The following is a 24,332-nucleotide window of genomic DNA, read 5'->3' as shown; positions in this document are numbered from 1 at the left end:
TTCCTTTCCGGCGGAGACGGATCAGGCGAGGGCACGGGTGCCGATGCCCAGCCCGACGACGACGATCAGGGCGGCCGTGGCGGTCGGTGCGCTCGCGGCCAGGCGCCGGCCCAGCCGGGAGAGCCCGCCCAGCCGGCCGGCCCGGGTGACGAGTTGACCCAGGCGGTGCTGGGCCACGTTGAGGAGGAGCCCGGCGCCGGTGAGGGTGGCGGCCATGCCCGCGCCGTAGGCGAGGACCAGCGCGAAACCCAGCCCGGCCCGGCCCAGCCCGATCGCGCCGAGCAGCACCACCAGCGCGGACGGGCTCGGCACCAGGCCGCCCGCCAGTCCGATCCCGGCGAGGTTGAGGCGGTGGTGGACGCCGCCCGGCCGATGAGAATGACCATGGGAGTGTTCGTGCGAATGTGCATGCGGGCCGTGCGAGTGCGCGTGCGGGCCGTGCGAGTGTGCGTGCGTGTGGGCGGCCCGGTTCCTCCGGGCGGTGATCAGCATGCCGACGCCCACCGTCACCACCACCAGGCCGCTGATGCCGCCGAGCACGCGCAGCACCTGCTCACCGGCGAGGGCGGTGGAGGTGGTCAGGATCAGGCCGAGCAGCATGACGCCGCCGGTGTGCGCCACCGTGACCGTCCCGCCGATCGCCACGGCGTCGCGGACCCCGCCCCGGCGGCCGGCGAAGTAGGCGGCCATCACCGTCTTGCCGTGGCCGGGCAGGATCGCGTGGCCGGCGCCGAGCAGCAGCGCCAGCAGGAACGCCAGCCCGACGACGAGCGGATCGAGCCGGCCGCCGAGCACCTCCTCGACCCGGTGCTGCGCCGCGGCGAGCCACGCCGGCCCCTCGACGGCAGGGACGGAACCGGCGGCCGCGGAACCGGCAGGCGCGGAACCGGCAGGCGCGGAACCGGCGGCGGGCGAGGCCGGTGCTGCGGCGGCCGCGCCGAGCCCGGCCACCTCGATCGATCCGGATCGGACGTCGGGCGCCGAGGACAGCGGATCGGCCGGATAGGACCGCAGCCGCCCGGAGACGCTGGAGACCGGCAGCGTCGAGGACGTCACCCGCACCCCGTCGCCCACGGCCGTCATCTCCCGCCAGCCCACCCGGTCGGCGCGGTAGGCGTTCTCGACGGACAACGACGCCGCCGAGTCCAGGTCCGCGGTGGCGTCGAGCCCGCACCCGAGCCGCGCGGTGAACAGCCCGCCCGCGCCCGGGATCACGTCGTAGCCGGCCCGCGGGATCGCCCACTCCAGGCGCTGCCCGCGCACGCTCACCGCGAGGCCCGCGGCGAGCCGGGCGCATTCCTCCCGGGCGTACGCGTCGCGCTCGACCGGCGACAGCGTCTCGTCGGCGTCGGTGTCCGCCCGGGTCCGGTCCTGGAGCGCGGGGATCTCGGCCACGTCGACGACGGCGTCCACCGCGACGTGGCCGGGGCGCAGGGTCAGCCCGGCGTACTGGTTGACCGAGAAGTTGCCGAGCGGGTGCGCCGACGCCGGTGCGGCGGGCCAGCAGATCAGGCCGATGACCAGCGCGAGGAGGGCGATCAGGCCGAGCTTTCTCATCGTGTGCCTCCGGCGGCGAGCAGGGCGCGGCGGGCGATGGGGGCGTCGACCGGCGAGAAGTACGGGTTGGTGGCGAGCGCCCGGCCGAGCTCGGCGCGCGCGGCGGCCCGGTCGCCGAGGCCGAGGTGGATCATGCCGAGGTGGTAGGCGTAGGCGGCCGGCCTGCCGCCGGTGGCCACGGCGCGCCGGGCGTACGGCAGGGCCTCGGCGTCCCGGCCGGCGGCGTGCAGGGCCCAGGCGAGGGTGTCGGCGACGTCCGGGTGCTGCCGGCGGGACCACTCGGCGCGGGCCGCGGTCACGGCGTCGCCGGGCCGGTCGGCGGCCAGCGCGAGGGCGGCGGTGACCAGCCCGTCCACGCCTCCGTTCGCGGTGAACAGCCGCTCGCTCGCGGCGGCCAGTCTCAGCTGACGGCCGGCGTCGGCGGTGCGGCCGGCCGCACGCAACAGGCCGGCGTACTCGAGAAGGGTCGTGGTCTGCGGAAGACGGGCCGTCAGCTCGGCGTATCCGGCGAGCGCGCCGGACAGGTCGCCGCGGGCCGCCTGGAGCCGGGCCAGGCCGTGCCGGGCCGCGATCGAGGAGGGGTCGGCGGCGGCCGCGGCCGTGTAGGAGACCTGCGCGGTGTCCAGGTCGCCCCGGCCGAACGCCAGGTCGCCGAGCTGGACGCGGCAGAACGCGATGTCGTGCGGGTCGACCGCGCCGTCGAGGGCGCGCCGCATCAGGGCGGTCGCCTCGGCCCGCTCGCCGCGGAGCTCGAGGTCGTAGGAGGCGCGGGTGTAGGCGGCGAGGCCCGGCCGCAGATCGAGCATCCGCTGGACGGCGGTGGTCGCCCCGGCGGCGTCGCCGAGCTGGGTGAGGGCGTCGGCGAGCACCCCGTACGCATCGGCGCCGTGCTCGTTGGCCGCGATCGCCTGCCGGGCCCGGTCGCGCGCCGTCCCGAAGTCGTGGCGGGCGTTCGCGAGGGCGCCGAGGACCACCAGGGCGTCGCTGTTGCCGTCCCGCCGCAGCTTCAGCGACCGGCCGGCGGCCTGCTCGGCCTTGGCGTAGAGCCCGGGGTCGGCGGTGATCCGCGCCTGTTCGAGGTACGCGGCGCCGAGCCCGGCCCATCCCGGCCAGTCACCGGGCACGTCGCGGAGCCGCTGCTGGGTCCGGGCGATGCGGTCGGCGAGCAGGTCGGCGGGGCGCGCCGCGGCGACCGGGCCGGGCTGCGGGGCACGGCCCGGCAGCGTCACCAGCGCCGCGGCCGTGAGCAGGGCGGCCGCGAGGACGACCGCGCTGAGGATTCGTCGCATCGGTGGTTCCTCCCGGAAGGGGGCGGGTGCGCCGCGGGGAGACGGCGGCGCACCCGCCCGGATGGGTTGGTCAGAGCCGGATGGTCGGGTCGTCGTCGCGGTACACGTGCGGGGTGCTCCGGCGACGCCACCGGAACAGGACGAGCGCGCCGCCCGCGACGATCAGGATCGCCAGGCCGGAGGCGCCGGTCGCGTAGGCCACCGGGACGGTGTCCGGCGCCGGCTCGGTGTCCGCGGCCTGCAGGCTGGCCGTGGTGTCCTCGTCACCGGACGTGCCGCTCACCGTGCCGCTGCCGCTGCCGTCGGTGCCGCTGCCGCTGTCGGTGCTCTCGGAGGGCTCGGCCGCGGCTGCCGACGGCGCGGGGCCGCCCGACGATCCGCGCGTGTTCACCGGGTCCTGGTTCGGCAGCGCCAGGTACGGGAACGCGGTGCCGAACTTCCGGTCGTTGACGTCCACCCGGTCACCGGCCGCGAGCGCGTCGACCAGCTTGCCGGTCTGCGCCGCGCCCTCCAGCGCCTGCAGCTCGATGTCCACGACGTCGTCGGTGAGCCGCCGCCCGTTCGGGAACCCCTGCAGGTCACCGGCGAGCACACCGAGCCGGGCCGGGTCGCCGCTGACCGGCACCGACAGGTTGAGCCGCAGCTCCTCGGCCGGCTGGAACCGATCCTTCCGCACGTCCTTGTTGTCGAGCTGCGAGTTCAGGTCCGCCTTGATCGGTCCGCCGGCCTTCGTGGTGATGCCGGTCAGGAAGATCTCGAACAGGTCGTTGCGCGGCGTCTTCGGCGCCGGGATGTTGTAGATCTGCTCGATCAGCTTCGGCACCTCGGGCTCGAGCACCCGCTTCACCAGCGCCGGGGTCTGCGCGTCCATCCGCGGCGTGCTCGCGTTGAAGGCGTCCTTCAGGCCGGCCGGCGCGACGACCTCGTTGACCAGCGGGTTGCCCAGGCGGGAGACCTGGACCTTGCCGCCGGATCCGGTGCCGCCGCTGATCCGTACCCGGTCCCGCTCGGTGGTGGTCCAGGTGCCGATCACCGGGTTGCGCCCGGCGTCGCCCTTCAGCGCCACGTCCTTGAACGGCACCTGGATGGCGATGGTGTTGACGTTGTAGCCGGCCAGGGTGTCGGTCCCGGTCCCGGAGAGGTCGCCGTTGTAGAGCAGGTTGAAGACGTCGAGGTCGAGGAAGAACGGGTCATCGGCCTGCCCCGCGAAGATCTTCCAACCCCCGGGCAGGGTACGGGTGGCCTGGTCGCGAAGTTTCGCATAGTCCGGCATCGACGCCGCCCCCACGCGGGAGGGCGCGACCGGCGCGTCCTCGACCCGGGTCTTGAAGGCCCCGCCGTCGAACGACGACTCCAGCGTGTAGGTCTGCTTGAACAGCAGGTTCTCGTCGTCGAGCGAGGTGACCGGGCCGTTGTTGTAGAGGAACGTGTCGTTGCCGCGCTTGTCGATGTTCGTGAACTTCCACCGGAACTCGGCGTCCGGCCGCGCGTCCCCGTCGTTGTCGACCTTGATGTGGTAGGTGGCGTCGGTGGCGAACGGGTAGAAGTTCGGGCCGCCGTTCGGTTCCGAGAACGGCTGCCAGTTCGCGATGAACGTGACGTACCCGGGCCGCTCGGGACTGACGAAGGCGTACAGGTCGGTGTTGTCGACCGCCGGGTCGGCGGCGATCAGGGGCGCCTCCCGGTGGCTCGAGGCCGTCGCGGCGCCCGGGCCGAGCCCGTACAACGTACCGATGATGAGGGCGCCCACGCCGAGCGCGGCGACGGTGCGCCGGGTTCGGCTTCGCGCGATTGTCGGATCGACCGGCATTGCGGTTCCTTCCGTGCCGTTGATGGCCCGCCGGCGAGATGTCCGGCGGTATCGCTTCTCGGCAGGAATTCGCGCCGGCGTCCGATACGGATGGGTGGTGATGAATGCCGACACCGGGCAAGCCGTGAGGGGCCGGGCTCCGAACCCCGGGGATGCGGTTACCCTCTGGCGATGAACGACCCCTCCAAGGACATCGAGGTCCTGCGCGAGATCGCCCGCCGGGTGCTGTGGCTGTCGGCCTCGATCGTCGACGCCGCGAACGCGGGCCGCCCCAACGACTCCGGCGTGAAGGTCGGCGGCCATCAGGCCTCCAGCGCCTCGATGGTCGACATCATGGTCGCCCTCTGGTTCGCCGAGCTCACCGCCGCCGACCGGGTGTCGGTCAAGCCGCACGCCTCACCGGTGCTGCACGCCGTCAACTACCTGCTCGGCGACCTCGACGAGTCGTACCTTCCGCTGCTGCGGGCCAAGGGCGGCCTGCAGTCGTACCCGTCCCGGCTCAAGGACCCGGACACCGTCGACTTCTCCACCGGCTCGGTCGGGATCGGCGCGACGGCCGCGCTCTGGGCCGCGATGGCCCACCGCTACCTCGCCTCGCAGTTCCCCGGCACACCCGCCGGCGGCCGGTTCGTCAGCCTGCTCGGCGACGCCGAACTCGACGAGGGCGCCATCTGGGAGGCCGTGATGGACCCGGCCGTCGCCAGGATGGGCGAGCTGCTCTGGGTGGTCGACCTCAACCGGCAGTCGCTGGACCGGGTCGTGCCGGACATCCAGATCGCCAAGCTGCAGGGGATGTTCGCGGCGGCCGGCTGGCAGGTCGTCGTCCTCAAGTGGGGGCGGATCATCTCGCGGCTGTTCGAGCGGCCCGGCGGGGAGGCGCTGCGGGAGCGGCTCGAGGCGATGCCGAACGAGGAGTACCAGCGGATGCTGCGGGCGCCCGCGCAGACCGCCGAACGGATCCTGGCCGGCGCGCCCGACCTGAAACCCCTGCTGGACGACATCGACCCGGCCGAGCTGGCCGCCGCGGTGCGCGACCTCGGCGGTCACGATCTGGGACTGCTCGTCGACACGTTCCGCGGTGTCGACGACGACCGGCCGACGGTGGTGTTCGCCTACACCGTGAAGGGCCGGGGCCTGCCGACCGAGGGTCACCCGAACAATCATTCGGCGCTGCTCTCCCCCGTACAGATGGACGCTCTTGCCCTGTCCTCGGGAATAGATCGTGACGATCCGTGGCAGCGGTTCGCGCCGGACACCGACGCCGGGAAGCTCTGTGCCGCGCGGGCCGGGGCGCTGCGCCGGACGCCGGTGACGCCGACGGCTCCGCTGCCGGTTCCGGCGCAGCTCGGCCACCCCTACCGCAAGCCGATCAGCACCCAGGCCGCGCTCGGGCGACTCCTCGCCGACCTCCCCCGCGACGCCCCCGCCGCCGCGGCCCGCGTGGTCACCTGCTCCCCCGACGTCGCCTCCTCCACCAACCTCGGCGGCTGGATCAACAAGACCGGCGTCTGGTCGGTCCAGGACCGGCGCGACTGGTTCGCCGACGACACCGAACGCGTGCTGCGCTGGCAGGAGAACAGCAACGGCCGGCACATCGAGCTGGGCATCGCCGAGGTCAACCTGGTCTCCCTGCTCGGCGAGCTGGGCGCCACCTGGTCACGCTGGGGCGAGCGGCTCATCCCGATCGCCACCCTCTACGACCCCTTCGTCTCCCGCGCGCTCGAACCCTGGTCCTACGGCATCTACGCGGGCGGGCAGTCGATCCTGGTCGGCACGCCGTCCGGGGTCACCCTCGCGCCGGAGGGCGGCGCCCACCAGTCCATCACGACCCCGTCGATCGGCCTCGAACAGCCGGGGTGCGTGGCCTGGGAGCCGGCGTTCCCGCAGGACCTGGAGTGGTGTTTCCTGCACGCGATGAGCCGGGTCGGCGTGGAGGGCGGGACGTCCGCCTACTTCCGGCTGTCGACCCGCCCGATCGACCCGGCCCTGGCCGCCGTCCCCGACGATCCGGCCCTGCGCGAGCGCCGCCGGCGTCAGGCCGTGGCGGGTGGCTACCGGCTGCCGGTCCCGTTCGGCCCGGAGGACGAGCACGTCACGCTGGTCGGGGCCGGCGCGATCATGCCGGAGGTGGTGGCGGCCGCCCGGTCGCTGGCCGCGCACGGCGTCAACGCCGGGGTCGTCTGCCTGACCAGTCCCGACCTGGTGTTCCGCTCGTTCCAGCAGCGCGGCAGCCGGGACGCCGGGCTGGGCGGCGCCATCGTCGACGAGCTCTTCCCGGCCGGCCGTCCCACGCCCCTGGTCACCGTCATGGACGGCCACCCGCACACGCTCGCCTTCCTCGCGGGCGCCCGCGGCGACCGGATCCGCTGCCTCGGCGTGACCGAATTCGGCCAGTCCTCGAGCCTGGCCGACGCCTACCGCCTGCACGGCATCGACGCCGCCTCGGTCGTCGACGCCGCGCTCGGCCTGATCGGGCGCTAGCGGACGCGCCGTGATCAGCTCGAACCGAGCACCATCCCGTTGAACGCCTCAGCCGTCGGGAAGCCCTCGGTGACCGCTCGCAGCAGGCCTCGCCGAGCCAGCTCGTAGGCGTGGTCGCGGACCTCCGCCGTCTCGTCCTCGGCCGGGTACTTCCCGCCGTGGACGAGACGGCTCCGCGTCTCGTAGATACGGGTCAACGACTTCGCGGTGTCACGCCGGGCATCCGGCGCGGGTGCCAGGTAGTGCGCGCCGTGCATCCGAAACCGATAGCTCAGGTCGCCGCGGCGCGCGTTCGCGTCGTACGGCAGCAGCAGCGCTTCCAGGGCGATCGTGAAGTCCAGGATGGCGTCGGCGTTCGAGTCATGATCGCGGGACAGGCCCAGGCTGAACCGATGCAGAGCCAGGTCGCGGGACGACTGGGGCCGAATCAGGTCCTGCCTGCCGAGCCGGCGTGATGTCGCGACCACGGTGCGGAAGCCTTCGGCGTCGATGCAGTGGTGTTTCGTATGCCGGGTCCTCCAACCGTCGTCGTAGGCGGGCACGATGAGGGACAACGGCTGCCAGCCCCCGGAGACCCAGGACGGCGCGGCGTCCTGCCGGGCCGACGGGCCGGCGCAGCGGTATCCGTGAAGCTGCAGAGCGGTGACGAGGGCCTGTGCCGCCCCGTTCGCCGGCTGTGGCGTCTGCCCGCGCGGAGAGGTCACGGGCAGCTGAAGAACCGTCTCCGGTGGGTCGTCCTCGTCCCAGCCGGAGCCTCGGAAAAACGGGATCATCTCGTCGGCCGTGATGCGCCGGAGCGTGACAGCGCCCTCGGTGTACTCGTCAGCAGCGAGATCGAGCCCGTCCAGGAAAACGCGCACCACCCCCGTCTGCGCCTCGGCGGAGGAAACTTCCAGCACCTCGGTGCTGAAAGCCTCCGCCTCGGCCGGGCCGGCCGAAGCCACGCTCGGCAACGCGCCCAGGTGCTCCCGGAGCGCCGCCGTCAGAACGTGCCGGGCGAGCCACTCCGCCGGATCGTCCGCGAACTCCTGGTCGGGCAAGCGATCGTTCCTGGCCGCCAGCAGATCCCGGCCCGGGCTCAGGAACGCGTCGAACGGCGCCGTGTCCATGCCTTGAGCCATCCGAGCCGCACAGTCGCGCAGTCGCGCCTGTGCGGCATCGTCAAGCAGAGGGCAGGCCGCATCGAGGTCGTGTTCGTATGACCGCAGAATGTTGACGTCGCGGTCCTCCTCGCCGTAGGACCAGCCCTGCCCGTTGTCGGAGCGGAAGATCTCGACGTACTCACGAGCCTCTGTCGCGGTCAACGGCAGCCCGGCCGATTCCAGACGCCGTGTCACCGCGGTTGCCGCTTCGAGGAAGAGCCGGGTCAGCATGCCTTCGACGTGCTCGCTCGGTTCCGTCACGAGGACGCAGCGTACTCCCGGCCGTCGTCAGTGGACGCCGACGTTGGTCGCCGGCGGGCTACCAGGGCACTTCGCCGTCGTCCTCGAAGAAGCCGCCGGTCGGCCCGTCGTCCGGCAGCGTCGCGAGGCGGATCGCCGTCGCCGCGCCCTGCTCCGGGGTGCGCACGCCGCGGAAACCGTTCAGGTCGGTCGCGACGTACCCGGGGCAGGCCGCGTTGATCAGGATGCCGGTGCCGTCGAGCTCGCGGGCGTACTGCACGGTCACGGCGTTGAGGAAGGTCTTCGACGGCGCGTAGGCCACCGCGATCGGACCGGTCGTGGTGGCGCTGCCGGGACCGGACTGCCGGGCCAGCGAGCCGACGCTGCTCGACATGTTCACGATCCGCGGTGACGGCGAGCGGCGCAGCAGCGGCAGCATCGCGTTGGTGACCCGGACGACGCCGATCACGTTCGTCTCCACCACCGTGCGGATGATGCCGAGGTCGACGCCGGCCGGGTTCTGCGGCACGCCCCCGGTGATGCCCGCGTTGTTCACCAGCGCGTCCAGCCGCCCGAAACGGTCCTCGATCAGCGCGGCGGCGGTGGTCACGCTTTCGTCGTCGGTGACGTCGAGGGGTACGACGAAAGCCTCCACGCCGGATGCGCGCAGCTTGGCTACGGCGTCCTCCCCGCGTTGCTCATCCCGGGCGCCGACGCCCACCCGATAGCCCTGCCGGCCGAGCCCGGCCGCGATCTCGTACCCGATGCCCTTGTTGGCGCCGGTCACCAGCGCGATTCGCATGTCGTTCAGGGGGTTTCCCATGTCGTTCATGCAATCGAGCCTCGCCGGACAGCCGTGGGCGGGCAACACCGACTCGATCCGGTGCGATACCCGGCGGGTATCGTCGTCCGCATGGAGACGCGTGAGCTGCGCTTTTTCCTCGCCGTGGCCGAGGAGCTGCACTTCGGGCGGGCCGCGCAACGGCTGGGCATGGCCCAGCCGCCGCTGTCCCGCGCGATCCGGCAGCTGGAGCGGCGCCTCGGCACGACCCTGTTCGACCGGGACAGCCACCGGGTGGCGCTGACCGAGGCCGGGGCCGTCCTGCTCGACGAGGGCCGGGCCGCGCTGGACGCCGTCGAGGCCGCGGAACGGCGTACCCGGCGGGCCGGTTCCGCCGAACCCGGCAGCCCCGGCGTGGTCCTCGCCACCAAGGCCGGGGCCTCCGTGGAACTGCTCACGAAGCTGTTGCACGCCTACGCCGCCGAGCCGGACGCGGTGGCCGTCGAGGTCTTCCTGTGCGGCCCCGGCGAACAGGAGATGATCCTCCGCGACGGCCGGGCCGACGTGGCGCTGCTGCACCGCCCGTTCGACAGCGCCGCCGGATTCGACACCGAGGAGCTCAGCACCGAGGGCCAGGTCGTGGTCCTGCCGGCCGGGCATCCGCTGACCACCCGCGAGAGCCTGACCCTGGCCGACGTCGAGAACCTGCCCGACCTGCCGATGCCGCGCTGGCCGCGCCGGGACGGCACCTATCCCGACGGCCCGGGCCCGGAGGTCCGCGACCACACCCAGATCCTCCAGCTGATCGCCCTGGGCCGCGCCCTCACGGTGGTGCCGGAGACGGTCCGGGCCCAGCTCCGGGACGACGTCGTGGCCGTTCCCCTGCTCGACGCCCCGCGAGTGACCACCGTGATCGCCTGGCCCTCGCACAGCCGATCGCGGGCGGTGGCCGGCCTGGTGCGCGCCGCCACCCGCCTGTGAAAGCTGCTCCTTCGTCGCGCCGAGAAATAGACGATCCGTTCGATCAGGTAGGGTCTTGGCCGCCTCGGCACAGGCACTCGCCCGGTCCCGGCAGATGACCGTCACTTGCTCGAGATGCGGCAGGAGCCTGCCAAATCGGTGCGCCGAACCTTGGAATGTGCCACGCTCCGCCGCGTGCACATCACGTCAGAGGTCCTGCGAGCAGCGGCAACCGACTCCGCCTCCCCCGCTTGGGAAACCATCTGGGGGCAGGCCTGCCACCAGGGCACCTGCGATCCCGACAGCGCTGCTCTGCTGCCCTGGCTTGCGACGACCGCAGCCGACTTCGCCGGTGACCAGCAGGACACGCCATTGATTCTGGCCGGCTTCATCACCGCCGATGCCACCGCCGCGGACCGTGTGACCTACGCCGAAAAGATCGAAGTCTTACGGGCTCTCGCAGGAGATCGCCTACCCGAGGCCTCCGACGATCACGCTTTCGTCCACCTGCTCCAAGCAATCCTCGGCTCGGAAGGGAACGAGGTCTGGGGCAAGGAACTCGATCGCCTCAACGATGGCGAGGCTGACGTGCAGTGCCCGGAGTGCGACGAGGAAACACTCCTGGACATGACGGCGGAGAATCCCGACATCGCTCCAGGGCAGCCTTGTCGCGCGCTCCAGTGATCGGTTGAAGATCCGGAGCGCAGCGCCCGGAACACCGGGCGCTGCGCTCGTTCTTCAGGAGACCGCGGTGCCCTCCAGCTCGATCATCTGGCCGGGTATGGCGAGCCGCGCGACGCCGAGCATCGTGGTCGCCGGCGCCACCCCCGCCTTGGCGAGGCGCGACGCCAGCACCCCGTAGTGCGGGAACAGGACGTCGACGTCGGTGGTGTAGACGTTGAGGCGTACCAGGTTCGCCAGTGACATGCCGGCCTCGGCGAGCACCGCCTCCAGGTTGTCGAGCGCCAGCGTCAACTGGCCCTCCATGTCGCCGAAGTGCTGCGGCTTGCCGTCCGCGTCCATCGCCGTCTGCCCGGAGAGGTAGAGCGTGCGGGTCTGGCCGCCGACCAGCTCACCCTGGTTGAACCCCAACTCCGCGGACCACGGCCACGGGTTGACTGCTGTGCGTTCCACTGTCATGCCGATCAGCCTCGCGGCCAATCACGACACCTCCTGTCATGTATTTTTCCGGTCATGCGCGCTGATCGTCTGGTCTCGCTGGTGCTACTGCTGCGCCGCCGCGGCCGGATGACGGCGGAGGCGCTCGCCGCCGCGCTGGAGGTCTCCACCCGGACCGTGCTGCGCGACATCGAGGCGCTGTCGGCCGCGGGCGTCCCGGTCTACGCCGAACGCGGGCGGCACGGCGGTTTCGCGCTGCTACCCGGCTTCCGCACCGAGCTGACCGGCCTCAACCACGAGGAGACCCTGGCGCTGCTGACCACCGGCGAGGCGTTCGGCCTGGGGTCGGCGCGGGCGTCGGCGCTGCGCAAGGTGGTCGACGCCCTCCCGGAGAGCCATCGGGCCACGGCGGACGACGCGGTTCAGCGCCTCCTCGTCGAGCCGGAGACCGACCTGCTCTCCCGCCGGACCACGGCCGAGGAGGTCTCCGCCGCGGTGATGGCCGAGGTGCGGCGCGCCGTGGTGGCCGGCCGCCGGCTGCGCATCCACTACGCCGCCACGGGCCAGGGTCCGCAGTGGCGTGTGGTGGATCCGATCGGCCTGGTCACCGTCCGCGATCGGGGTTATCTGCTCGCCACGCGCGCCGGCTCGGACCGCACCTATCGCCTCTCCCGGATCGCCGAGGCCGCCGAACTCCCGGAGCCCGCGCAGCGCCCCGGCAGCGTCGACCTCGACCGGATCTGGCGGGAGCGCTGCGCGCAGTTCCTCTCCGACGACCACATCACGGTCATGGTCAGGGTCGCCCCGACCAGGCGGGAGGACCTTTTGGGTACGGCCATAGCGGCCCGAACCGAGGATCCGGAGCCGGATGCGGCCGGCTGGCTGCGCCTGGAGGTGACGTTCCAGGACCTCAGGCACGCGGTCTGGGCGTTGTGGCAACTCGGCCTGGACGCGGAGGCGCTGTCCCCGCCCTCCCTGCGCGAAGCCCTGCACCGGAGGGCCGAAGCGCTGGCGGACCGCTACCGGCGACTCCCCCGTTGAACCGCTCGCGGTAGTGGTCACCTCGGCCGGGCACTGCCGCGCTCCGATGCTGCCCGCCGGCCACGACTTCGCCGCCCCGCGACGCCGGGACCGGTCCGGGTGGGCCGCCGTGGCGGCGGTGCTCGGTGCGGGGCTGCGTTACGACGGTTTCGAGACGTGCGGCTGCGGGCGCTATCCGCAGTACCGCCCTCGCACGAGCGCCCAGGTGCGCCGGCGCCGCAGGATCGCCGCCCGCCGCGGCATCCCGATGGCCACGATGCCGGCGGCCCGCGATCCTTACGACCCCACCGCCGCCCCCGACGCCTGATCAGTGATGCGGATCATCGCGTCGGCCTCGATGCGGCGCCATCCCTCGGTGGGTTCATCGGGCGGCGTGGTTGCGGGCGTAGTGGCTGCGTGACTTGGCCCGGTTCCCGCAGGTCGCCATCGAGCACCAGCGCCGGGCGCCGGCCTTCGAGACGTCGTAGAAGCGCAGCGTGCAGACCGGGTTGGCGCACTTGCGGATGCGGGCCGGGTTCTCGGCGAGCAGGCGCAGGTAGTGGTCGGCGGCCGTCCAGGCGGCGAGCCAGCCGGGCGTGTCGGTCTCGACGACGTCCTCCGGGCCGTCCTCCCCCAGCAGTCGCCGGATCCGCCCGTGGCGCAGGGTCGCGTTGAGCAGCTCGCGCGCCCGCTCCGGATCGGACGGCGACGGCTGGAGCAGTTCGGTCAGCGCCTCCCGGGTGGCGAGGAGCGCGTCGAGGGTGCCCGGCGCGGCCGCCGCGAGGCCGGCCGAGGAGAGCCAGATCGCCAGGCCGCCGGGGAGCTCCAGCAGGTCGTGCGGGCCGTCGTCGCCGGTCCAGCGGGTGTTCACCAGGTCCAGCGGCAGAGGCTCCCCGACCAGGGGGCGGGGGTCCGCGTGTACGTCCATCCGTCGTGCCCTTTCGTCCTGATCCATTCCACCACGGCCGCCACCTAACCGGCTAACGCGCTTTAACCGGTTGCCACAAGGAACACTAACCGCTAAAGTTCGATTCACTGGTTAGCTCCAACGGAAGGCATCCGCATGAGCACGTTCACGACCGGCCACGTCGGCCTCGGCGTCACCGACCTCGATCGGTCGCTGCCGTTCTACCGCCGGGTCTTCGGGTTCGAGACGATCGCCGAGGGCCGGGACGAGAGCCGCCGCTGGGCCTTCCTCGGCCGGGACGGCGACCTGGTGCTGACGCTGTGGCAGCAGAGCGCGGCGGCCTACGACCCCGCCTCGGCCGGGCTGCACCACCTGGCGTTCCAGGTGGGCTCGCTCGACGACGTGCGGGCGACCGAGGCCGTGCTGCGCGACCTCGGCGCGAACCTGCTCCACGACGGGGTGGTCGCGCACAGCGAGGGCGCCGCGTCCGGCGGCATCTTCTTCACCGACCCGGACGGGGTCCGCCTCGAGGTGTACGCGGCGACCGGCGCCGAGGGCGCGCCCGCACCGGCCGGAGAGGCGCCGACCTGTGGCTTCTTCTGAGAGCTACCACCACGGCGAGCTGGCCGCGCAGAAGCGGGCCGGCGTCGTCCGCGAGGCCGCCCACGTCGCCGCCCTGCTCGGCGCCGAGATCCCGCGGGTGGCCCGCACGTTCCTGGCCGCGCAGCCGATGGTGGTCGTCGGGGCGGCCGGCCGGGACGGCGCCGTCTGGGCCACGATGCTGACCGGCGAGCCCGGCTTCCTCGCGGTCACCGGCACGTCGTCGATCACGGTGGCCGCCACGCCGGCGGCCGGCGACCCGCTGCACGACGTCCTGGCCGGTCCGGCGCGGGTCGGGATGATCGGCATCGAGCCGGGCACGCGCCGCCGCGTACGGATGAACGGCACTTCCCGCCCGATCCCCGGCGGCCTCCGCGTCGACATGGATCAGGTCTACGCCAACTGCCCGAAGTACATCCAGAAGCGGCTCCCCGAATACGAGCCCGCGACCCCCGGCATCCCGCGGCGGGGTGACCGGCTGACCGCGGACGAGATGGACTTCGTCGCCGCGGCCGACACGTTCTTCGTCGCCACCACCGACGCCGAGGGCAACGCCGACGCCTCGCACCGCGGCGGCAACCCGGGCTTCCTGCGCGCGCTGAGCCCGGCCCACCTGCGCTGGCCCGACTATCCCGGCAACGCGATGTTCAACACGTTCGGCAACCTGGAGGTCAACCCGCGGGCCGGCCTGCTGCTGCCGGACTGGTCGACCGGCGCCCTGCTGCACCTGACCGGCACCGCCGCGGTCGACTGGGACGCCGCCGAGCGCGCCGTCGACTTCACGATCGAGAGGGTGATCCGGATCGACGGCGCCTCCCCGCTGCGCTGGACCGACCCGGAGTTCTCCCGATTCAACCCTTGAGGCCGGTGTGCGCCAGCCCCTCGATGAACTGCCGCTGGGCGATCACGAAGACGATCAGGACCGGGATGGCCGTCATCGAGGCGGCGGAGAGCTGCACGTTCCACAGTTGACCCTGGTAGGCGTCGGTGAACTGGGTCAGCGCCTGCGGCAGCGTGTACTTCGCCTGCGAGGAGATGTAGACGACCGGCTCCAGATACAGGTTCCAGCTGTGCAGGAACGTGAAGATGGCGACCGCCCCGAGCGCCGGCCGGGCCAGCGGCAGCGCGATCCGGCGGAAGATGGCCGGGCGGCCGAGGCCGTCGATCCGGGCGGCCTCCTCCAGTTCGCCGGGCAGCGTGATGAAGAACTGCCGCATGATGAAGGTGGCGAGCACGCTCGGCGGGCCCAGCATCGGGACCAGGATGAGCGGCCAGTGCGTGTCGACCATGCCGAGTCCGTTGAAGATGCGGAAGAGCGGCACGATCGTCACTTCGCTCGGAATCAGCAGACCGGTGAGCACGACCAGGAAGAGCAGATTCTGGCCGGGGAAACGGATCCGGGCGAAGGCGTACCCGGCCATCGCCGCCACCACGAGCGTGCCGATGGTGACGACGACGGCGATGTAGGCGCTGTTGAAGTACTGCTGGGCGAACGGCTGCATGGCGAACACCTGACGCCACGGTTCGATCGTCCATTCCCGCGGCCACAACGAGGACGAGAATATCTCCGCGTTCGGCTTGAAGGAACTGGTGATCATCCACCAGGTCGGGAAGACGAAGGGCACGCACAGCACGAGCAGCACGGCGTACAGAAAAAGCTTTGTCTTAATTCTCATGGAAGACCCACCTCTTGCGCATCTGCCATTGGAGAACGGTCAGCGCCAGGACGATGAGGAAGAGCAGGACGGAAAGGGTGGAGCCGTAACCGAACGCGTGGAATTGGAACGCCTGCTGGTAGAGGTAATAGACGAGCACGGTCGTGGAGGTGCCCGGCCCGCCCTGCGTCAGGACGCTGATCTGCGCGAAGACCTGCAGCGACCCGACCACCGTGATGATCGACGTGAGCAGGATGGTGGGGCTGATCAGAGGCAGGGTGATGCGGCGGAAAACGGTCCAGGGGCCGGCGCCGTCGGTCCGGGCCGCCTCGTAGAGCTCCTGCGGAACACCCTGGAGCGCGGCGAGGAAAAGCACCATGTTGAGGCCGACGTTCTTGAAGACCTGGACGATGACGACCGATGCCATCGCGGTTCCGCCGGAGCGAAGCCAATTGGGACCGTCGATGCCGAGAGTGGACAGCAGGCCGTTGATGCCGCCGTTCTCCTGCAGCAGGAAACCCCAGACGATGGTCCAGGCGAGCAGCGACACGACGACCGGCGAGAAGAACAGCACCCGGAAGAACGTCGTACCCCGCAGTTTCTGGTTGAGAAGAACCGCAAGGACCAGAGCAAGACCCAGATTGAGTACGACGAGACCCGCCGAGAAAAGCCCGGTCGCCCTCAGGACCGACGGCACATTCGGGTCGTCGGCCAGTTTCCGGTAGTTCTCGGCGCCGGCGAAGTCGAAGGTGCCGGCGAGCACGTTCCACTCGTGCAGGCTGTACCAGACGACGAGCACGAGCGGCAGGAAGACGAACGCGGCCGCGCCGAACAGGGCCGGCGTGATGAACAGGTAGCCGGTCAGGTTGTCGCGCCGGCGCATGGTCCAGAACGACGGGGCGGGAACGGGCCGGGCCGGCTTGCGCACGGCCCGGTCCTGGAGCATCGTCATTTGGCCAGCAGCGGCTGGATCGCCGCGCAGACGCCGCCGAGCACGCCGGTCACGTCGGCGTCCGCCTTCCACAGCGGGTCGAGCGACGAGCGCACCGCCTGGTTGATCTCGGCGCTGCCGGTGTGGCTCGGCTTCACCACGCCGTTCGCGATGCCGTCGATCACGACGTCCTGCAGCTGATCCGGCTTGAGCAACGGGTTCGCCTTCGCCAGCGTCTCGGCGGTGAGCTGGGACTGCCGCGGCGGCGGGAAGAACGCGGCGAGCTTCGCCGAGTTGGCCGGGCTCGTGAAGAACGCGACGAAGTCGGCGGCCGCCTCGGCGTGCTCGCTCTTCTTCAGGACGCCGAGGCCGCCCTGCCCGATCACCGAGTAGGACCCGGCGGGCCCGGCCGGCAGCGGCACCAGCGTCCAGCCGAACTTCGCCTCCTTCAGCAGCGACGCCCGGGAGATCTGCGCGATCGTCATGGCCGACTCGCCGGCGAAGAAGTCGGCGGCCACGCCGGGCGCCGGCAGCGCCTTCTCCGTGAAGATCGCCCGGTGCAGGAACGTCATGGCATCGGTCATCGGCTTCTGGTCGAACCCGCAGGTCTTACCGTCGGCGCTCCACGCCTCGGCGCCCCAGCCGCGGAAGACGGTAGCCAGGTTGGTCCAGTCCTTGTAGTCGAAGTCGCGGATCACCAGGCCCTGCTTGCCGGTCTTCGCGGCGGTGGCGCCGGCCACGGCGACCGCGGAGTCCCAGGTCCACCCGGTCCCGGACGGCAGCTCCTGGCCGGCCTGCTTCAGCAGATCGGTGTTGACGAAGACGCCGAACGGCGAGGTGGAGAACGGGTAGCCCATCAGCTTGCCGTCCTGCTTCCACAGCGCGGTCGCGGCCGGCGCGAGGTCCGCCGTGTCCTCGATGCTGTCGTCGAGCGGGACGAGCGCGCCGGACGAGACGAAGTCGGGCGCCGCTCCCTCGAGGATCCACGCGATGTCGGGCGGGTTCCCGCCGGCGATCTGGGTGGTGACGGTGGTCGTGTAGCTCTCCAGCGGCAGGGCCTCGAAGCTGACGGTCACGTCGGGGTGCGTCGCCTTGTAGTCGGCGGCGATGGCGTCGAAAAGCTCGACGTGGGCCGGGTTCGCCGACCAGGTCGTCATCCGTAGAGTGATCGGGCCGCCGGCCTCGGACTCGCCGCCGCCACCGCAGGCCGACAGGGCGCCGAGCAGGGCACCAACCGATATAAGGGCATAAAAGCGTCGCATCGGTGAAACCTCTCTAATATCCGCTGATGTCGGGCCAGCGCAGCTCCACGCCGTCCGCGATCAGACGGCTCTGGAACTCGGTCAGGAGGGCGGGGGTGTTGCGCACGGCCCGCGCGGAGACCGCCCGGTCGAGGCAGAAGGCGGCGAGCGCCCCGGCCACCTCCCCGGCGTTCCACTCGACCGGGTGCAGCCGGTACGAGCCGTTCGTGATGTGCGTGGTGCCGATGTTCTTGCCGGCCGGCAGCAGGTTCTCCATCCGCTGCGGGATGAGCGCGCCGAGCGGGATCTCGAACGGGCAGGACGCCACGTCGATGTAGTTGTCGCCGCCGGTGGAGGGGTGCAGGTCGATCCGGTACATGCCGACGCCGACCGAGTCCGGGTACGAGGCGGCGCCCTTGTCCCCGCGGATCTCGAGGGACAGGTCCTGCTCGACGACGGTGTACTCGGCGCGGATCCGGCGCGACTCGCGGACGTACGGCGCCATGGCCAGGCCGTCCGGGCTGCCGGTGACGTCGCCGCGCAGCCGCAGCCCGGGCCAGCCGGTGCCGCCGTCCGGGCGCGGCGCCTCGGTCTGCAGCCAGTAGAGCACCGAGAACGACAGCTCGCGGGCGGCGCGCTCGACGGCGGCCGGGTCGGGCGCGTCCACGTACGGATGCTCGAAGTAATCGATCATCGGCCAGTTCACCAGGCAGACGTCGCTCGGGTAGAGACCGCCGGTGAAGTTGCGGCGCGCGGCGATCCGGCGGAACGTCCACAGGTTGCCGTCGCCCGGGTTGACCCGCTGGTCGGCGTCGACGAGCCACGGGTCGTCGTCCGGGTTCGGGGTGAACGACCGGGTCGAGATCTGCAGCGTACGGGGGTTCGGGGTCTGCCAGGAGAGCATCGGCGCGCCCCAGAACGGGGGTTCGTAGGCCCGCCAGAAGTCGTAGGACGCGGGCCGGTCGATGACGTGGTTCCCGTCGACGTGGTCGATCGCGAAGCACACCGACAGCGCCTGCATGTTCGCCGGATCGGCGACCGCGGGAGCGTGCGGCTCACCGGTCTCGGTCCGCGACTCGGCGCCGGTGACGTACTCGGTTCCGGTCATCGGCAGCAGGTCGCCGGTCTCGGTGGCGTCCAGCACGAAGGGCGCCGTGAGCACCACCGGCCCGCCCTCGAAGGAGACGGTCACGGCGGTGACCCGGTCACCGTCGGTGTGCGCCGCCACCGGGACCGCCGGTTGCAGCACGGTGAGCCGGCCGGAGCCCCGGTAGGGCGCCAGCATCTGCTCGATCACCGCGACCGCCACGCGCGGCTCGTGACAGAGCCTGCTCACGTGGCCGGCACCGGGATTGAGGTCGCGGGTGCGGCGGGCCCGGTCGGTGAGCGGATAGTGCGACCGGTAGTAGTCACGGATGCCGTCGCGCAGCGCCCGGTAACTCGCCGTGACACCGAACCGCTCGACCCAGCTGTGCTCGTCCGGCGGCACCGCCTGGCTGGTCAGCTGCCCGCCGAGCCACTGATACTCCTCGGTCAGCAGCACGGTCCGCCCGGCCCGCAGCGCCGCCAGCGCGGCCGCCACTCCCCCGAGCCCGCCGCCGATCACGAGGACGTCGGCGCGCATCTCCCTCTCAGGCACGGGCCACCGCCAGCGTCGCCCCGGTCACCGGCTCGCACGGCAGCAGCCGCTGCGTCTCGCCACCGGTCCCGTCCAGCAGGGCCGAGAGCACCTCCACGGCCTGCCACCCCATCTCCCGGCGCGGGATCCGGAACCCGCTGAACTCCAGGTCCGTGCTGGCCGGCCGGGTGGGATCGCCCAGAGCCACAAAAGACAGATCTTCGGGTACGTTCAAAGCCCTGCTCCCGGCCTCCCCCGCCAGGACCGCCCCGTCCGCGAACTCCTCGACGAAAATCGCCGTCACCCCCTGTTCCAATAGTTGATCGAGCACGGTCGCGGCGTCGGTGAACCGCACGTGCGTCCCGGTGATCCCGGCCTCCTCGACCGCGGCCGTGAACCCGCGGAGCCGGTCGGCGTGCGATTCGGCGCCCGCCCCCTCGCCGACGTAGGCGATCCGCCGGTGTCCGAGGCCGGCGGCCCGGCGTACCTGGGCCGCGGTGGCCGCCGGATAGTCGGCGCCCACATAGGGCACCGGCCCGCCCGCGTCGTCGCGCCGGCCCACGCTCACGAACGGCTGCCCCTCGGCGAGCAGCCGGGCGAGCTCGGCCGGGTCGAGCCAGCGGCCCAGCAGGACGCAGCCGTCGGCGAGCCGCAGCCGGTTGTCCTGGTGGAAGATGCGCCGCCGGCCGTCCACGACCGGCGCGCTGGTGAACAGCAGCAGGTCGCAGCCGATGCTCTCGGCGCACTCCTCGATGCCGACGAGGAACGGGTGGTAGAAGTCGCCGAGCCCGGCCGGGAACACCGGCTCGTAGGTGAAGACGCCCAGGAACCGGTTGCGCCGGGCGGCCAGCCGGCGGGCGATCGGGTCGGCCACGTAGCCGGTCCTGCGGATCGCGGCGAGCACCCGCTCCCGGGTCTCCGGGGCGATCCTGATGTCGGTGTCGTCCCGCTCGTTCAGCACGAACGAGACGGTGGTCTGGCTGACCCCGGTCATCCGGGCGATGTCCTGCTGCGTCACCCGCCGGTTCGTGGAAGGCACGGTCACCGGTCCCCTCTGTTACGCCGGTAATACGCATTAACAAACTGGGGAGATCGTCGGGCACCGGTTCGACGCCCGTCAAGGAATCTCCAGCGGTAATAGGTATTAGCATCTTGACCGGCGTTGTTAACGATGACGAAACTTCGACCCGTGACCCTGAATCGACGCACCTTGATCGGCGGCGCGCTCGCGGGCGGCGCCGCAGGCCTGTTCGGCGTTCCCGCGGCGGCCCGCGCGGCCGGTCCGGCGGGCATGCCGGCCTACACCTATCTGCGCGACGCGCTGCGGATGCCGCTCGCCTACAACCCGACCGGCGAGTTCATCTTCCCGTGCATCCGCGGCGTCTACGACAAGATCAGCGGGGCCCGCGGGCGGTACTACCTCTACTACGCGCCGCACGAGAAACCCGGCGGGATCTGCGTGGCCTGGGCGGACTCGCTGGCCGGGCCGTTCACCTCGTCCGCCGGCAACCCGATCATCGACAACGTGCTGCCGAGCACGACGGTCTCGCACGTGTCGTCGCCGCACGTCACCTGGATCCCGTCGGCCCGCCAGTTCTACCTCTACTACCACGGCGAGAACACCACGACGCGCGTCGCCCGGTCATCCGACGGCCTCACCTTCCGCGACGAGACACCCATCCTGAGTACGCGGCTCGTGCCCGGCCTGACCGAGACCTCCTACGCCCGCGTGTTCGCCCACGGTGGGCGCTACGTGATGGTCTACATGGGCGTCCTCGGCGGCCGGCGGCGGATCTACCACGGGTGGTCGCCGAACGGCTGGGACCAGTGGACGTTCGCGCAGACCGCCCTGGTCAACCCGGAACCGGACGGCCTCACCGACATCTCCGGGCCGCACGTGGTGGAGCGCAACGGCACGACGTACGTGGCCTACCACGGCAACGACGGCCGGATGCGGATCACCGAGGTGGGCAACGCCTTCGACCGCGAGGTCCACCTCGGGGTGTTCCACTCGCCGATCGCCTCGGACAACGGGCGGGTGGCGGCGCCGTCGTTCGGGACCGACGGCGGGGTGTCGTACATGTTCTACGAGGCGGGGGCGCGGCTGAACGCGAGGATCTGCATCGCCCGGGCGGTCTGATCGGTTCCCTATCTGCGCGTGGCCGCCCGTTCGGCGTCCTTGGCGAAGGCCCGCAGGGTGGCGGCGAAGGCGAAGCGGCCGGCGAACCCCACCACCGGGTCGGCGTGCCTGCTCAGGACCGTCACGTCCTCGGTCCACGCCACCCGGCAGCGGGCGGCGCCGAGCGGGATCACCGTGAACAGCGCGCTGCCGAGCACGACCCGCCCCGACTTCACCACCTCGCACCGGCCGGGACGGTCACCCTGCGGCGGCTCCCAGACGGTCACCGTCATCGGGTCGTCGAATCCCAGCGGCCCGACGCCGGTCCGGGCCACGAACCGGGCGCCGACGCCGTCGGGACGCGGGGTGAGCGTGCGTACCGTGGTCAGCGGCACCCAGTCGCCGTGCCGCGGCCAGTCGACCAGGACGGCCCAGGCGTCGGCGGCGGAAGCCGCCACGTCACGGGTGACGGTGAAACGGGCCATCGACGGGCTCCCGGGGCCGGCTGTTCAGGACGAGGTCCACGATATCCGCCGTCCGGGGCCGGCGCTCTCAGCCCGGGGTGGGCTCGGCCGCCGTCCCGGTCGTTGCCGCCTCGGTCTCGGCCTTGTCTTCGTGAATGTCGTTCGTGGGACCGGCGGTCTCGGCGGGCCTGGCGTTGTCGGTGGGACCGATGGTCCCGGCGGGCCTGGCGCTGCCGGCGGCGGTGGTCTCGGCGGGCCTCGCGTTGTCGCTGGGCCCGACGGTCTCGGCGGGCGCGGGTATCGAGGCGGTCGGGATCGGTGCCGGCGTCTCGCTGGGCGGAACGGTCGGGGACGGCACGGCCGGCTGCGTGGGCGACGCCGGCGAGGCGGGCGGGGCCGGCGCCGGTTCCGTGGGCCTGAGCACCGCGAACGCCGTGATCGACACCGCGGCGGCAGCCAGCCCGGCGGTCAGCGGCAGCCACCATCGGCCCGCGGATCGGCGAAGGCCGGGCGTGCCGCGAGAGGCGGCGGTCCGCGATGCGGCCGCCTGGGACGGCGCCGGGTCCGGGCGCAGGTGGTGGGACGTGACGGCGGTGGCTCGGGCCGACAACGCCCCGCGCAGGCGCCGCTCCAGATCGGTTTCGGTCATCTCTCCCCCAGCTGGGCGCGTAGCAGCGTCAGGGCGCGGTGCGCTGTCGACTTCACGGTTCCGGTGGTGATCCGCAGCGTGCCGGCGATCTCCTGCTCGGAGAGGCCGGACCAGTACCGCAGCACGATCACCTGGCGCTGGCGTGCGGTGAGCCGGCCCAGCGCCCGGATCACCTCACGGTCGCCGGTGCCGAGCAGGGCCTCGTCCTCGGCGGCCGGCGCCGGGTCCGGACGCGGCGGCAGGTAGGCCCGGGCGATCCGGCGCCGGCGCAGCGCCGACCGGGCCGCGTTCATGACGGACGAGACCAGGTACGCGTTCGGGTCGGCGACGGCGGTGAGGGCCGTGCCGTGCCGGCGGTACAGCCGGGTGAAGACGTCCTGGACGATGTCCTCGGCGGTGGGCAGGTCGTCGACCATGAGCACGGCCAGCCGTACCAATGGCAGCCGCCGCTCCCGGTAGAGCTCGTCGATGGCGGGCGCCGCGCTCACGGCCGCCGCGACCGGGCTCGCGGACGCACCTCGCCACCACCGCAGCAGCGACGTCGGCATCGGCAGCACGAAGATCAAAGGTGAGGACCTCTCAGGAGGGCGGTCGAACCGGGTGGCGCGAGGGAGCGGTCGGCCTCCCCGAAGAGCCGACCACCCTCGACTAGTGGGTCATCGCGGCGACGACGCGGCAGTGGGCGTCGGTGCGACGCTCTCGGCCGGGACCGGCGCCGCCGTCGCCGACCGGGTCGGCCCGGCGTCCGAAGGTGGAGTCACCTCGGCCTCCGCGGGCACGGGCGCGGCCGTCTCCGCAGGAACGGGCGAAGCCGCGGCCGTCTCCGCAGGAACGGGGGAAGCCGCAGCCGTCTCCGCAGGAACGGGCGAAGCCTCCTCCTCGACCGTGGTGGGAGCCGGATCGGCGGCCGCCTCCGAGGAAGCGACCACCGGGGACGGAGCCGGAGCCGCGTCGTCGGCGAAGGCGGCCATGGCGGACACCCCGCCGACGGCGACGACGGCCACGGCTCCGGCGGCGACCGCGAGGGCCCGGGTGGATCTGCGCATCTCAAGCTCCAGCACTGTCAGTCGGACAACTGTCGCCTGGAGGGACGCGCCGAACCGGAAAAGGTTGGCGATCGAGTTGTGACCCGCGCCACATCGGCAAGGCCGCGGTCAGCACTCGTCGAGGAACAACTCCTCGATCCGCTGCTCGAAGAGCTTCGCGAGCCGGAACGCGAGCGGCAGGCTCGGATCGAACTTGCCGGTCTCGATCGCGTTGATCGTCTGCCGTGAGACGCCGGCGCGCCGGGCCAGGTCGGCCTGGGTCCAGCCACGCTCGGCGCGGCGGGCGGTGATGTGGTTCCTCATCGATAGCGGAATTTGCTGACGCCGATGGTTCCGACGAAGACCACCGCCATGAGTACGGAGAGAGCCGCCACGTCGAGCTCGCTCGCGACCAGGTCGGCCGCGTGCGCCACGACGTAGGCGAACCCGGCCACCCAGGCCACCCCGAGCGTCACCGCCAGGGCGTCCAGCATGATCTTGCGCTCCAGCTCGTCGACGGCGCGCAGATAGCGGATGAACGTGACGATCCAGCCGAAGCCGGCGACGACATTGAGGGCGACCGCGCCCCAGCTCGCCACCTGGTTCGACGTCTCCCAGAGCAGCCCGGGACCGAACCGGGCCAGGGCGATCGTCGCCGTCCAGCCGAACGTCCCGAGCGCCAGGAGGCCCGTTGCCTTGAGTTCGCTGACCACCTGCATGACTG

The 24,332-nt window shown here is 72.1% G+C and carries 26 protein-coding genes; 8 read left to right on the top strand and 18 right to left on the bottom strand.

Annotated elements, in window-relative coordinates:
* Positions 1–21: 21 nt before the first annotated feature.
* The 3 genes from AB0G10_RS19220 to AB0G10_RS19210 all read right to left on the bottom strand — a co-directional run bounded on the left by AB0G10_RS19220 (position 22) and on the right by AB0G10_RS19210 (position 4,656).
* Positions 22–1,557: a hypothetical protein gene (locus tag AB0G10_RS19220; protein WP_360922962.1), complete on the bottom strand. Its 1,536-nt coding sequence runs from the start codon at positions 1,555–1,557 to the stop codon at positions 22–24.
* Complete coding sequence (locus AB0G10_RS19215; protein ID WP_360922959.1) at positions 1,554–2,846, bottom strand: tetratricopeptide repeat protein; 1,293 nt, start codon at positions 2,844–2,846, stop codon at positions 1,554–1,556. The genes AB0G10_RS19220 and AB0G10_RS19215 overlap by 4 nt, the downstream gene beginning before the upstream one ends.
* Before the next feature lie 70 nt (positions 2,847–2,916).
* On the bottom strand, positions 2,917–4,656 hold the full coding sequence (locus tag AB0G10_RS19210; protein WP_360922955.1) for a DUF4331 domain-containing protein: 1,740 nt from the start codon (positions 4,654–4,656) through the stop codon (positions 2,917–2,919).
* 171 nt (positions 4,657–4,827) lie between these two features.
* Between AB0G10_RS19210 and AB0G10_RS19205 the strand changes: the two genes are divergently transcribed.
* Entirely contained in the window at positions 4,828–7,137 is a 2,310-nt protein-coding gene (locus AB0G10_RS19205; protein WP_360922952.1) for a pyruvate dehydrogenase, read from the top strand.
* A 14-nt stretch (positions 7,138–7,151) separates the two neighbouring features.
* On the opposite strand, the gene AB0G10_RS19200 is transcribed toward AB0G10_RS19205, so the two are convergent.
* The gene (locus AB0G10_RS19200) at positions 7,152–8,510 is read right to left on the bottom strand and encodes a hypothetical protein (RefSeq protein ID WP_360922949.1); all 1,359 of its coding nucleotides are present in this window, start codon (positions 8,508–8,510) and stop codon (positions 7,152–7,154) included.
* Between the two features lie 88 nt (positions 8,511–8,598).
* Positions 8,599–9,330 (bottom strand): SDR family oxidoreductase, encoded by a 732-nt coding sequence (locus AB0G10_RS19195; RefSeq protein WP_360923077.1) that lies wholly within the window; start codon positions 9,328–9,330, stop codon positions 8,599–8,601.
* Between the two features lie 102 nt (positions 9,331–9,432).
* Here AB0G10_RS19195 and AB0G10_RS19190 point away from each other — a divergent pair, with 102 nt between their 5' ends.
* Positions 9,433–10,281 (top strand): LysR family transcriptional regulator, encoded by an 849-nt coding sequence (locus tag AB0G10_RS19190; protein ID WP_360922947.1) that lies wholly within the window; start codon positions 9,433–9,435, stop codon positions 10,279–10,281.
* Between the two features lie 174 nt (positions 10,282–10,455).
* A complete protein-coding gene (locus AB0G10_RS19185) occupies positions 10,456–10,944 on the top strand; it encodes a hypothetical protein (protein ID WP_360922944.1) in 489 nt (162 codons plus the stop codon).
* A gap of 54 nt (positions 10,945–10,998) precedes the next feature.
* Here the strand turns inward: AB0G10_RS19185 and AB0G10_RS19180 are convergent, their stop codons facing one another.
* Positions 10,999–11,400 (bottom strand): RidA family protein, encoded by a 402-nt coding sequence (locus AB0G10_RS19180; RefSeq protein WP_360922941.1) that lies wholly within the window; start codon positions 11,398–11,400, stop codon positions 10,999–11,001.
* A 54-nt stretch (positions 11,401–11,454) separates the two neighbouring features.
* Here AB0G10_RS19180 and AB0G10_RS19175 point away from each other — a divergent pair, with 54 nt between their 5' ends.
* Together AB0G10_RS19175 and AB0G10_RS19170 are read left to right on the top strand one after the other, a co-directional pair.
* A complete protein-coding gene (locus tag AB0G10_RS19175; protein ID WP_360922938.1) occupies positions 11,455–12,420 on the top strand; it encodes a WYL domain-containing protein in 966 nt (321 codons plus the stop codon).
* Between the two features lie 46 nt (positions 12,421–12,466).
* On the top strand, positions 12,467–12,727 hold the full coding sequence (locus AB0G10_RS19170; protein ID WP_360922935.1) for a hypothetical protein: 261 nt from the start codon (positions 12,467–12,469) through the stop codon (positions 12,725–12,727).
* Between the two features lie 54 nt (positions 12,728–12,781).
* Here the strand turns inward: AB0G10_RS19170 and AB0G10_RS19165 are convergent, their stop codons facing one another.
* Complete coding sequence (locus AB0G10_RS19165; RefSeq protein WP_360922932.1) at positions 12,782–13,327, bottom strand: CGNR zinc finger domain-containing protein; 546 nt, start codon at positions 13,325–13,327, stop codon at positions 12,782–12,784.
* Positions 13,328–13,462: 135 nt separating this feature from the next.
* Here AB0G10_RS19165 and AB0G10_RS19160 point away from each other — a divergent pair, with 135 nt between their 5' ends.
* Together AB0G10_RS19160 and AB0G10_RS19155 are read left to right on the top strand one after the other, a co-directional pair.
* Positions 13,463–13,909 carry a VOC family protein gene (locus tag AB0G10_RS19160; protein ID WP_360922929.1) on the top strand — a complete coding sequence of 149 codons (447 nt, stop codon included), beginning with the start codon at positions 13,463–13,465 and terminating at the stop codon, positions 13,907–13,909.
* Positions 13,896–14,768: a pyridoxamine 5'-phosphate oxidase family protein gene (locus AB0G10_RS19155; RefSeq protein ID WP_360922926.1), complete on the top strand. Its 873-nt coding sequence runs from the start codon at positions 13,896–13,898 to the stop codon at positions 14,766–14,768. Before AB0G10_RS19160 ends, AB0G10_RS19155 begins: the two co-directional genes overlap by 14 nt.
* Here AB0G10_RS19155 and AB0G10_RS19150 read toward each other — a convergent pair.
* Genes AB0G10_RS19150 through AB0G10_RS19130 form a run of 5 tightly spaced genes read right to left on the bottom strand, consistent with a single transcriptional unit; the run spans position 14,758 to position 20,396 of the window.
* Positions 14,758–15,582 carry a carbohydrate ABC transporter permease gene (locus AB0G10_RS19150; RefSeq protein ID WP_360922923.1) on the bottom strand — a complete coding sequence of 275 codons (825 nt, stop codon included), beginning with the start codon at positions 15,580–15,582 and terminating at the stop codon, positions 14,758–14,760. The two genes, AB0G10_RS19155 and AB0G10_RS19150, sit on opposite strands and share 11 nt — an antisense overlap.
* Entirely contained in the window at positions 15,572–16,513 is a 942-nt protein-coding gene (locus tag AB0G10_RS19145; protein WP_360922920.1) for a sugar ABC transporter permease, read from the bottom strand. The genes AB0G10_RS19150 and AB0G10_RS19145 overlap by 11 nt, the downstream gene beginning before the upstream one ends.
* Positions 16,510–17,754, bottom strand: a complete 1,245-nt coding sequence (locus AB0G10_RS19140; RefSeq protein WP_360922917.1) for a sugar ABC transporter substrate-binding protein — start codon at positions 17,752–17,754, stop codon at positions 16,510–16,512. The genes AB0G10_RS19145 and AB0G10_RS19140 overlap by 4 nt, the downstream gene beginning before the upstream one ends.
* Positions 17,755–17,767: 13 nt before the next feature.
* On the bottom strand, positions 17,768–19,372 hold the full coding sequence (locus AB0G10_RS19135) for an FAD-dependent oxidoreductase (RefSeq protein WP_360922914.1): 1,605 nt from the start codon (positions 19,370–19,372) through the stop codon (positions 17,768–17,770).
* On the bottom strand, positions 19,365–20,396 hold the full coding sequence (locus AB0G10_RS19130; RefSeq protein ID WP_360922912.1) for a LacI family DNA-binding transcriptional regulator: 1,032 nt from the start codon (positions 20,394–20,396) through the stop codon (positions 19,365–19,367). Before AB0G10_RS19130 ends, AB0G10_RS19135 begins: the two co-directional genes overlap by 8 nt.
* Before the next feature lie 144 nt (positions 20,397–20,540).
* Here AB0G10_RS19130 and AB0G10_RS19125 point away from each other — a divergent pair, with 144 nt between their 5' ends.
* Positions 20,541–21,491, top strand: coding sequence for a hypothetical protein (locus AB0G10_RS19125; RefSeq protein WP_360922909.1), 951 nt, complete (start codon positions 20,541–20,543; stop codon positions 21,489–21,491).
* Between the two features lie 8 nt (positions 21,492–21,499).
* Here the strand turns inward: AB0G10_RS19125 and AB0G10_RS19120 are convergent, their stop codons facing one another.
* The 6 genes from AB0G10_RS19120 to AB0G10_RS19095 all read right to left on the bottom strand — a co-directional run bounded on the left by AB0G10_RS19120 (position 21,500) and on the right by AB0G10_RS19095 (position 24,327).
* Positions 21,500–21,955 (bottom strand): SRPBCC family protein, encoded by a 456-nt coding sequence (locus AB0G10_RS19120; protein WP_360922906.1) that lies wholly within the window; start codon positions 21,953–21,955, stop codon positions 21,500–21,502.
* A gap of 67 nt (positions 21,956–22,022) precedes the next feature.
* Positions 22,023–22,583, bottom strand: a complete 561-nt coding sequence (locus AB0G10_RS19115) for a hypothetical protein (RefSeq protein ID WP_360922903.1) — start codon at positions 22,581–22,583, stop codon at positions 22,023–22,025.
* Entirely contained in the window at positions 22,580–23,140 is a 561-nt protein-coding gene (locus AB0G10_RS19110) for a sigma-70 family RNA polymerase sigma factor (protein ID WP_360923074.1), read from the bottom strand. Before AB0G10_RS19110 ends, AB0G10_RS19115 begins: the two co-directional genes overlap by 4 nt.
* 99 nt (positions 23,141–23,239) lie before the next feature.
* A complete protein-coding gene (locus AB0G10_RS19105; protein WP_360922900.1) occupies positions 23,240–23,629 on the bottom strand; it encodes a hypothetical protein in 390 nt (129 codons plus the stop codon).
* A gap of 108 nt (positions 23,630–23,737) precedes the next feature.
* Entirely contained in the window at positions 23,738–23,932 is a 195-nt protein-coding gene (locus AB0G10_RS19100; protein ID WP_360922897.1) for a helix-turn-helix transcriptional regulator, read from the bottom strand.
* On the bottom strand, positions 23,929–24,327 hold the full coding sequence (locus AB0G10_RS19095) for a hypothetical protein (RefSeq protein ID WP_360922894.1): 399 nt from the start codon (positions 24,325–24,327) through the stop codon (positions 23,929–23,931). The genes AB0G10_RS19100 and AB0G10_RS19095 overlap by 4 nt, the downstream gene beginning before the upstream one ends.
* Between the last annotated feature and the right edge of the window lie 5 nt (positions 24,328–24,332).

Source organism: Actinoplanes sp. NPDC023714 (assembly GCF_040639855.1).
In the GTDB taxonomy this organism is placed as follows: Bacteria; Actinomycetota; Actinomycetes; order Mycobacteriales; family Micromonosporaceae; genus Actinoplanes.
The sequence above is the reverse complement of the archived record's forward strand: the minus strand, read 5'-3'. Positions and strand labels throughout refer to the sequence as shown.

Coding starts and splice junctions, on each gene's coding strand:
- AB0G10_RS19220 (WP_360922962.1), bottom strand. CDS start 1,557: ATGAGAAAGCTCGGCCTGATCGCCCTCCTCGCGCTGGTCATCGGCCTG.
- AB0G10_RS19215 (WP_360922959.1), bottom strand. CDS start 2,846: ATGCGACGAATCCTCAGCGCGGTCGTCCTCGCGGCCGCCCTGCTCACG.
- AB0G10_RS19210 (WP_360922955.1), bottom strand. CDS start 4,656: ATGCCGGTCGATCCGACAATCGCGCGAAGCCGAACCCGGCGCACCGTC.
- AB0G10_RS19205 (WP_360922952.1), top strand. CDS start 4,828: ATGAACGACCCCTCCAAGGACATCGAGGTCCTGCGCGAGATCGCCCGC.
- AB0G10_RS19200 (WP_360922949.1), bottom strand. CDS start 8,510: ATGCTGACCCGGCTCTTCCTCGAAGCGGCAACCGCGGTGACACGGCGT.
- AB0G10_RS19190 (WP_360922947.1), top strand. CDS start 9,433: ATGGAGACGCGTGAGCTGCGCTTTTTCCTCGCCGTGGCCGAGGAGCTG.
- AB0G10_RS19180 (WP_360922941.1), bottom strand. CDS start 11,400: ATGACAGTGGAACGCACAGCAGTCAACCCGTGGCCGTGGTCCGCGGAG.
- AB0G10_RS19175 (WP_360922938.1), top strand. CDS start 11,455: ATGCGCGCTGATCGTCTGGTCTCGCTGGTGCTACTGCTGCGCCGCCGC.
- AB0G10_RS19170 (WP_360922935.1), top strand. CDS start 12,467: ATGCTGCCCGCCGGCCACGACTTCGCCGCCCCGCGACGCCGGGACCGG.
- AB0G10_RS19165 (WP_360922932.1), bottom strand. CDS start 13,327: ATGGACGTACACGCGGACCCCCGCCCCCTGGTCGGGGAGCCTCTGCCG.
- AB0G10_RS19160 (WP_360922929.1), top strand. CDS start 13,463: ATGAGCACGTTCACGACCGGCCACGTCGGCCTCGGCGTCACCGACCTC.
- AB0G10_RS19150 (WP_360922923.1), bottom strand. CDS start 15,582: ATGAGAATTAAGACAAAGCTTTTTCTGTACGCCGTGCTGCTCGTGCTG.
- AB0G10_RS19145 (WP_360922920.1), bottom strand. CDS start 16,513: ATGACGATGCTCCAGGACCGGGCCGTGCGCAAGCCGGCCCGGCCCGTT.
- AB0G10_RS19140 (WP_360922917.1), bottom strand. CDS start 17,754: ATGCGACGCTTTTATGCCCTTATATCGGTTGGTGCCCTGCTCGGCGCC.
- AB0G10_RS19120 (WP_360922906.1), bottom strand. CDS start 21,955: ATGGCCCGTTTCACCGTCACCCGTGACGTGGCGGCTTCCGCCGCCGAC.
- AB0G10_RS19115 (WP_360922903.1), bottom strand. CDS start 22,583: ATGACCGAAACCGATCTGGAGCGGCGCCTGCGCGGGGCGTTGTCGGCC.
- AB0G10_RS19105 (WP_360922900.1), bottom strand. CDS start 23,629: ATGCGCAGATCCACCCGGGCCCTCGCGGTCGCCGCCGGAGCCGTGGCC.
- AB0G10_RS19100 (WP_360922897.1), bottom strand. CDS start 23,932: ATGAGGAACCACATCACCGCCCGCCGCGCCGAGCGTGGCTGGACCCAG.
- AB0G10_RS19095 (WP_360922894.1), bottom strand. CDS start 24,327: ATGCAGGTGGTCAGCGAACTCAAGGCAACGGGCCTCCTGGCGCTCGGG.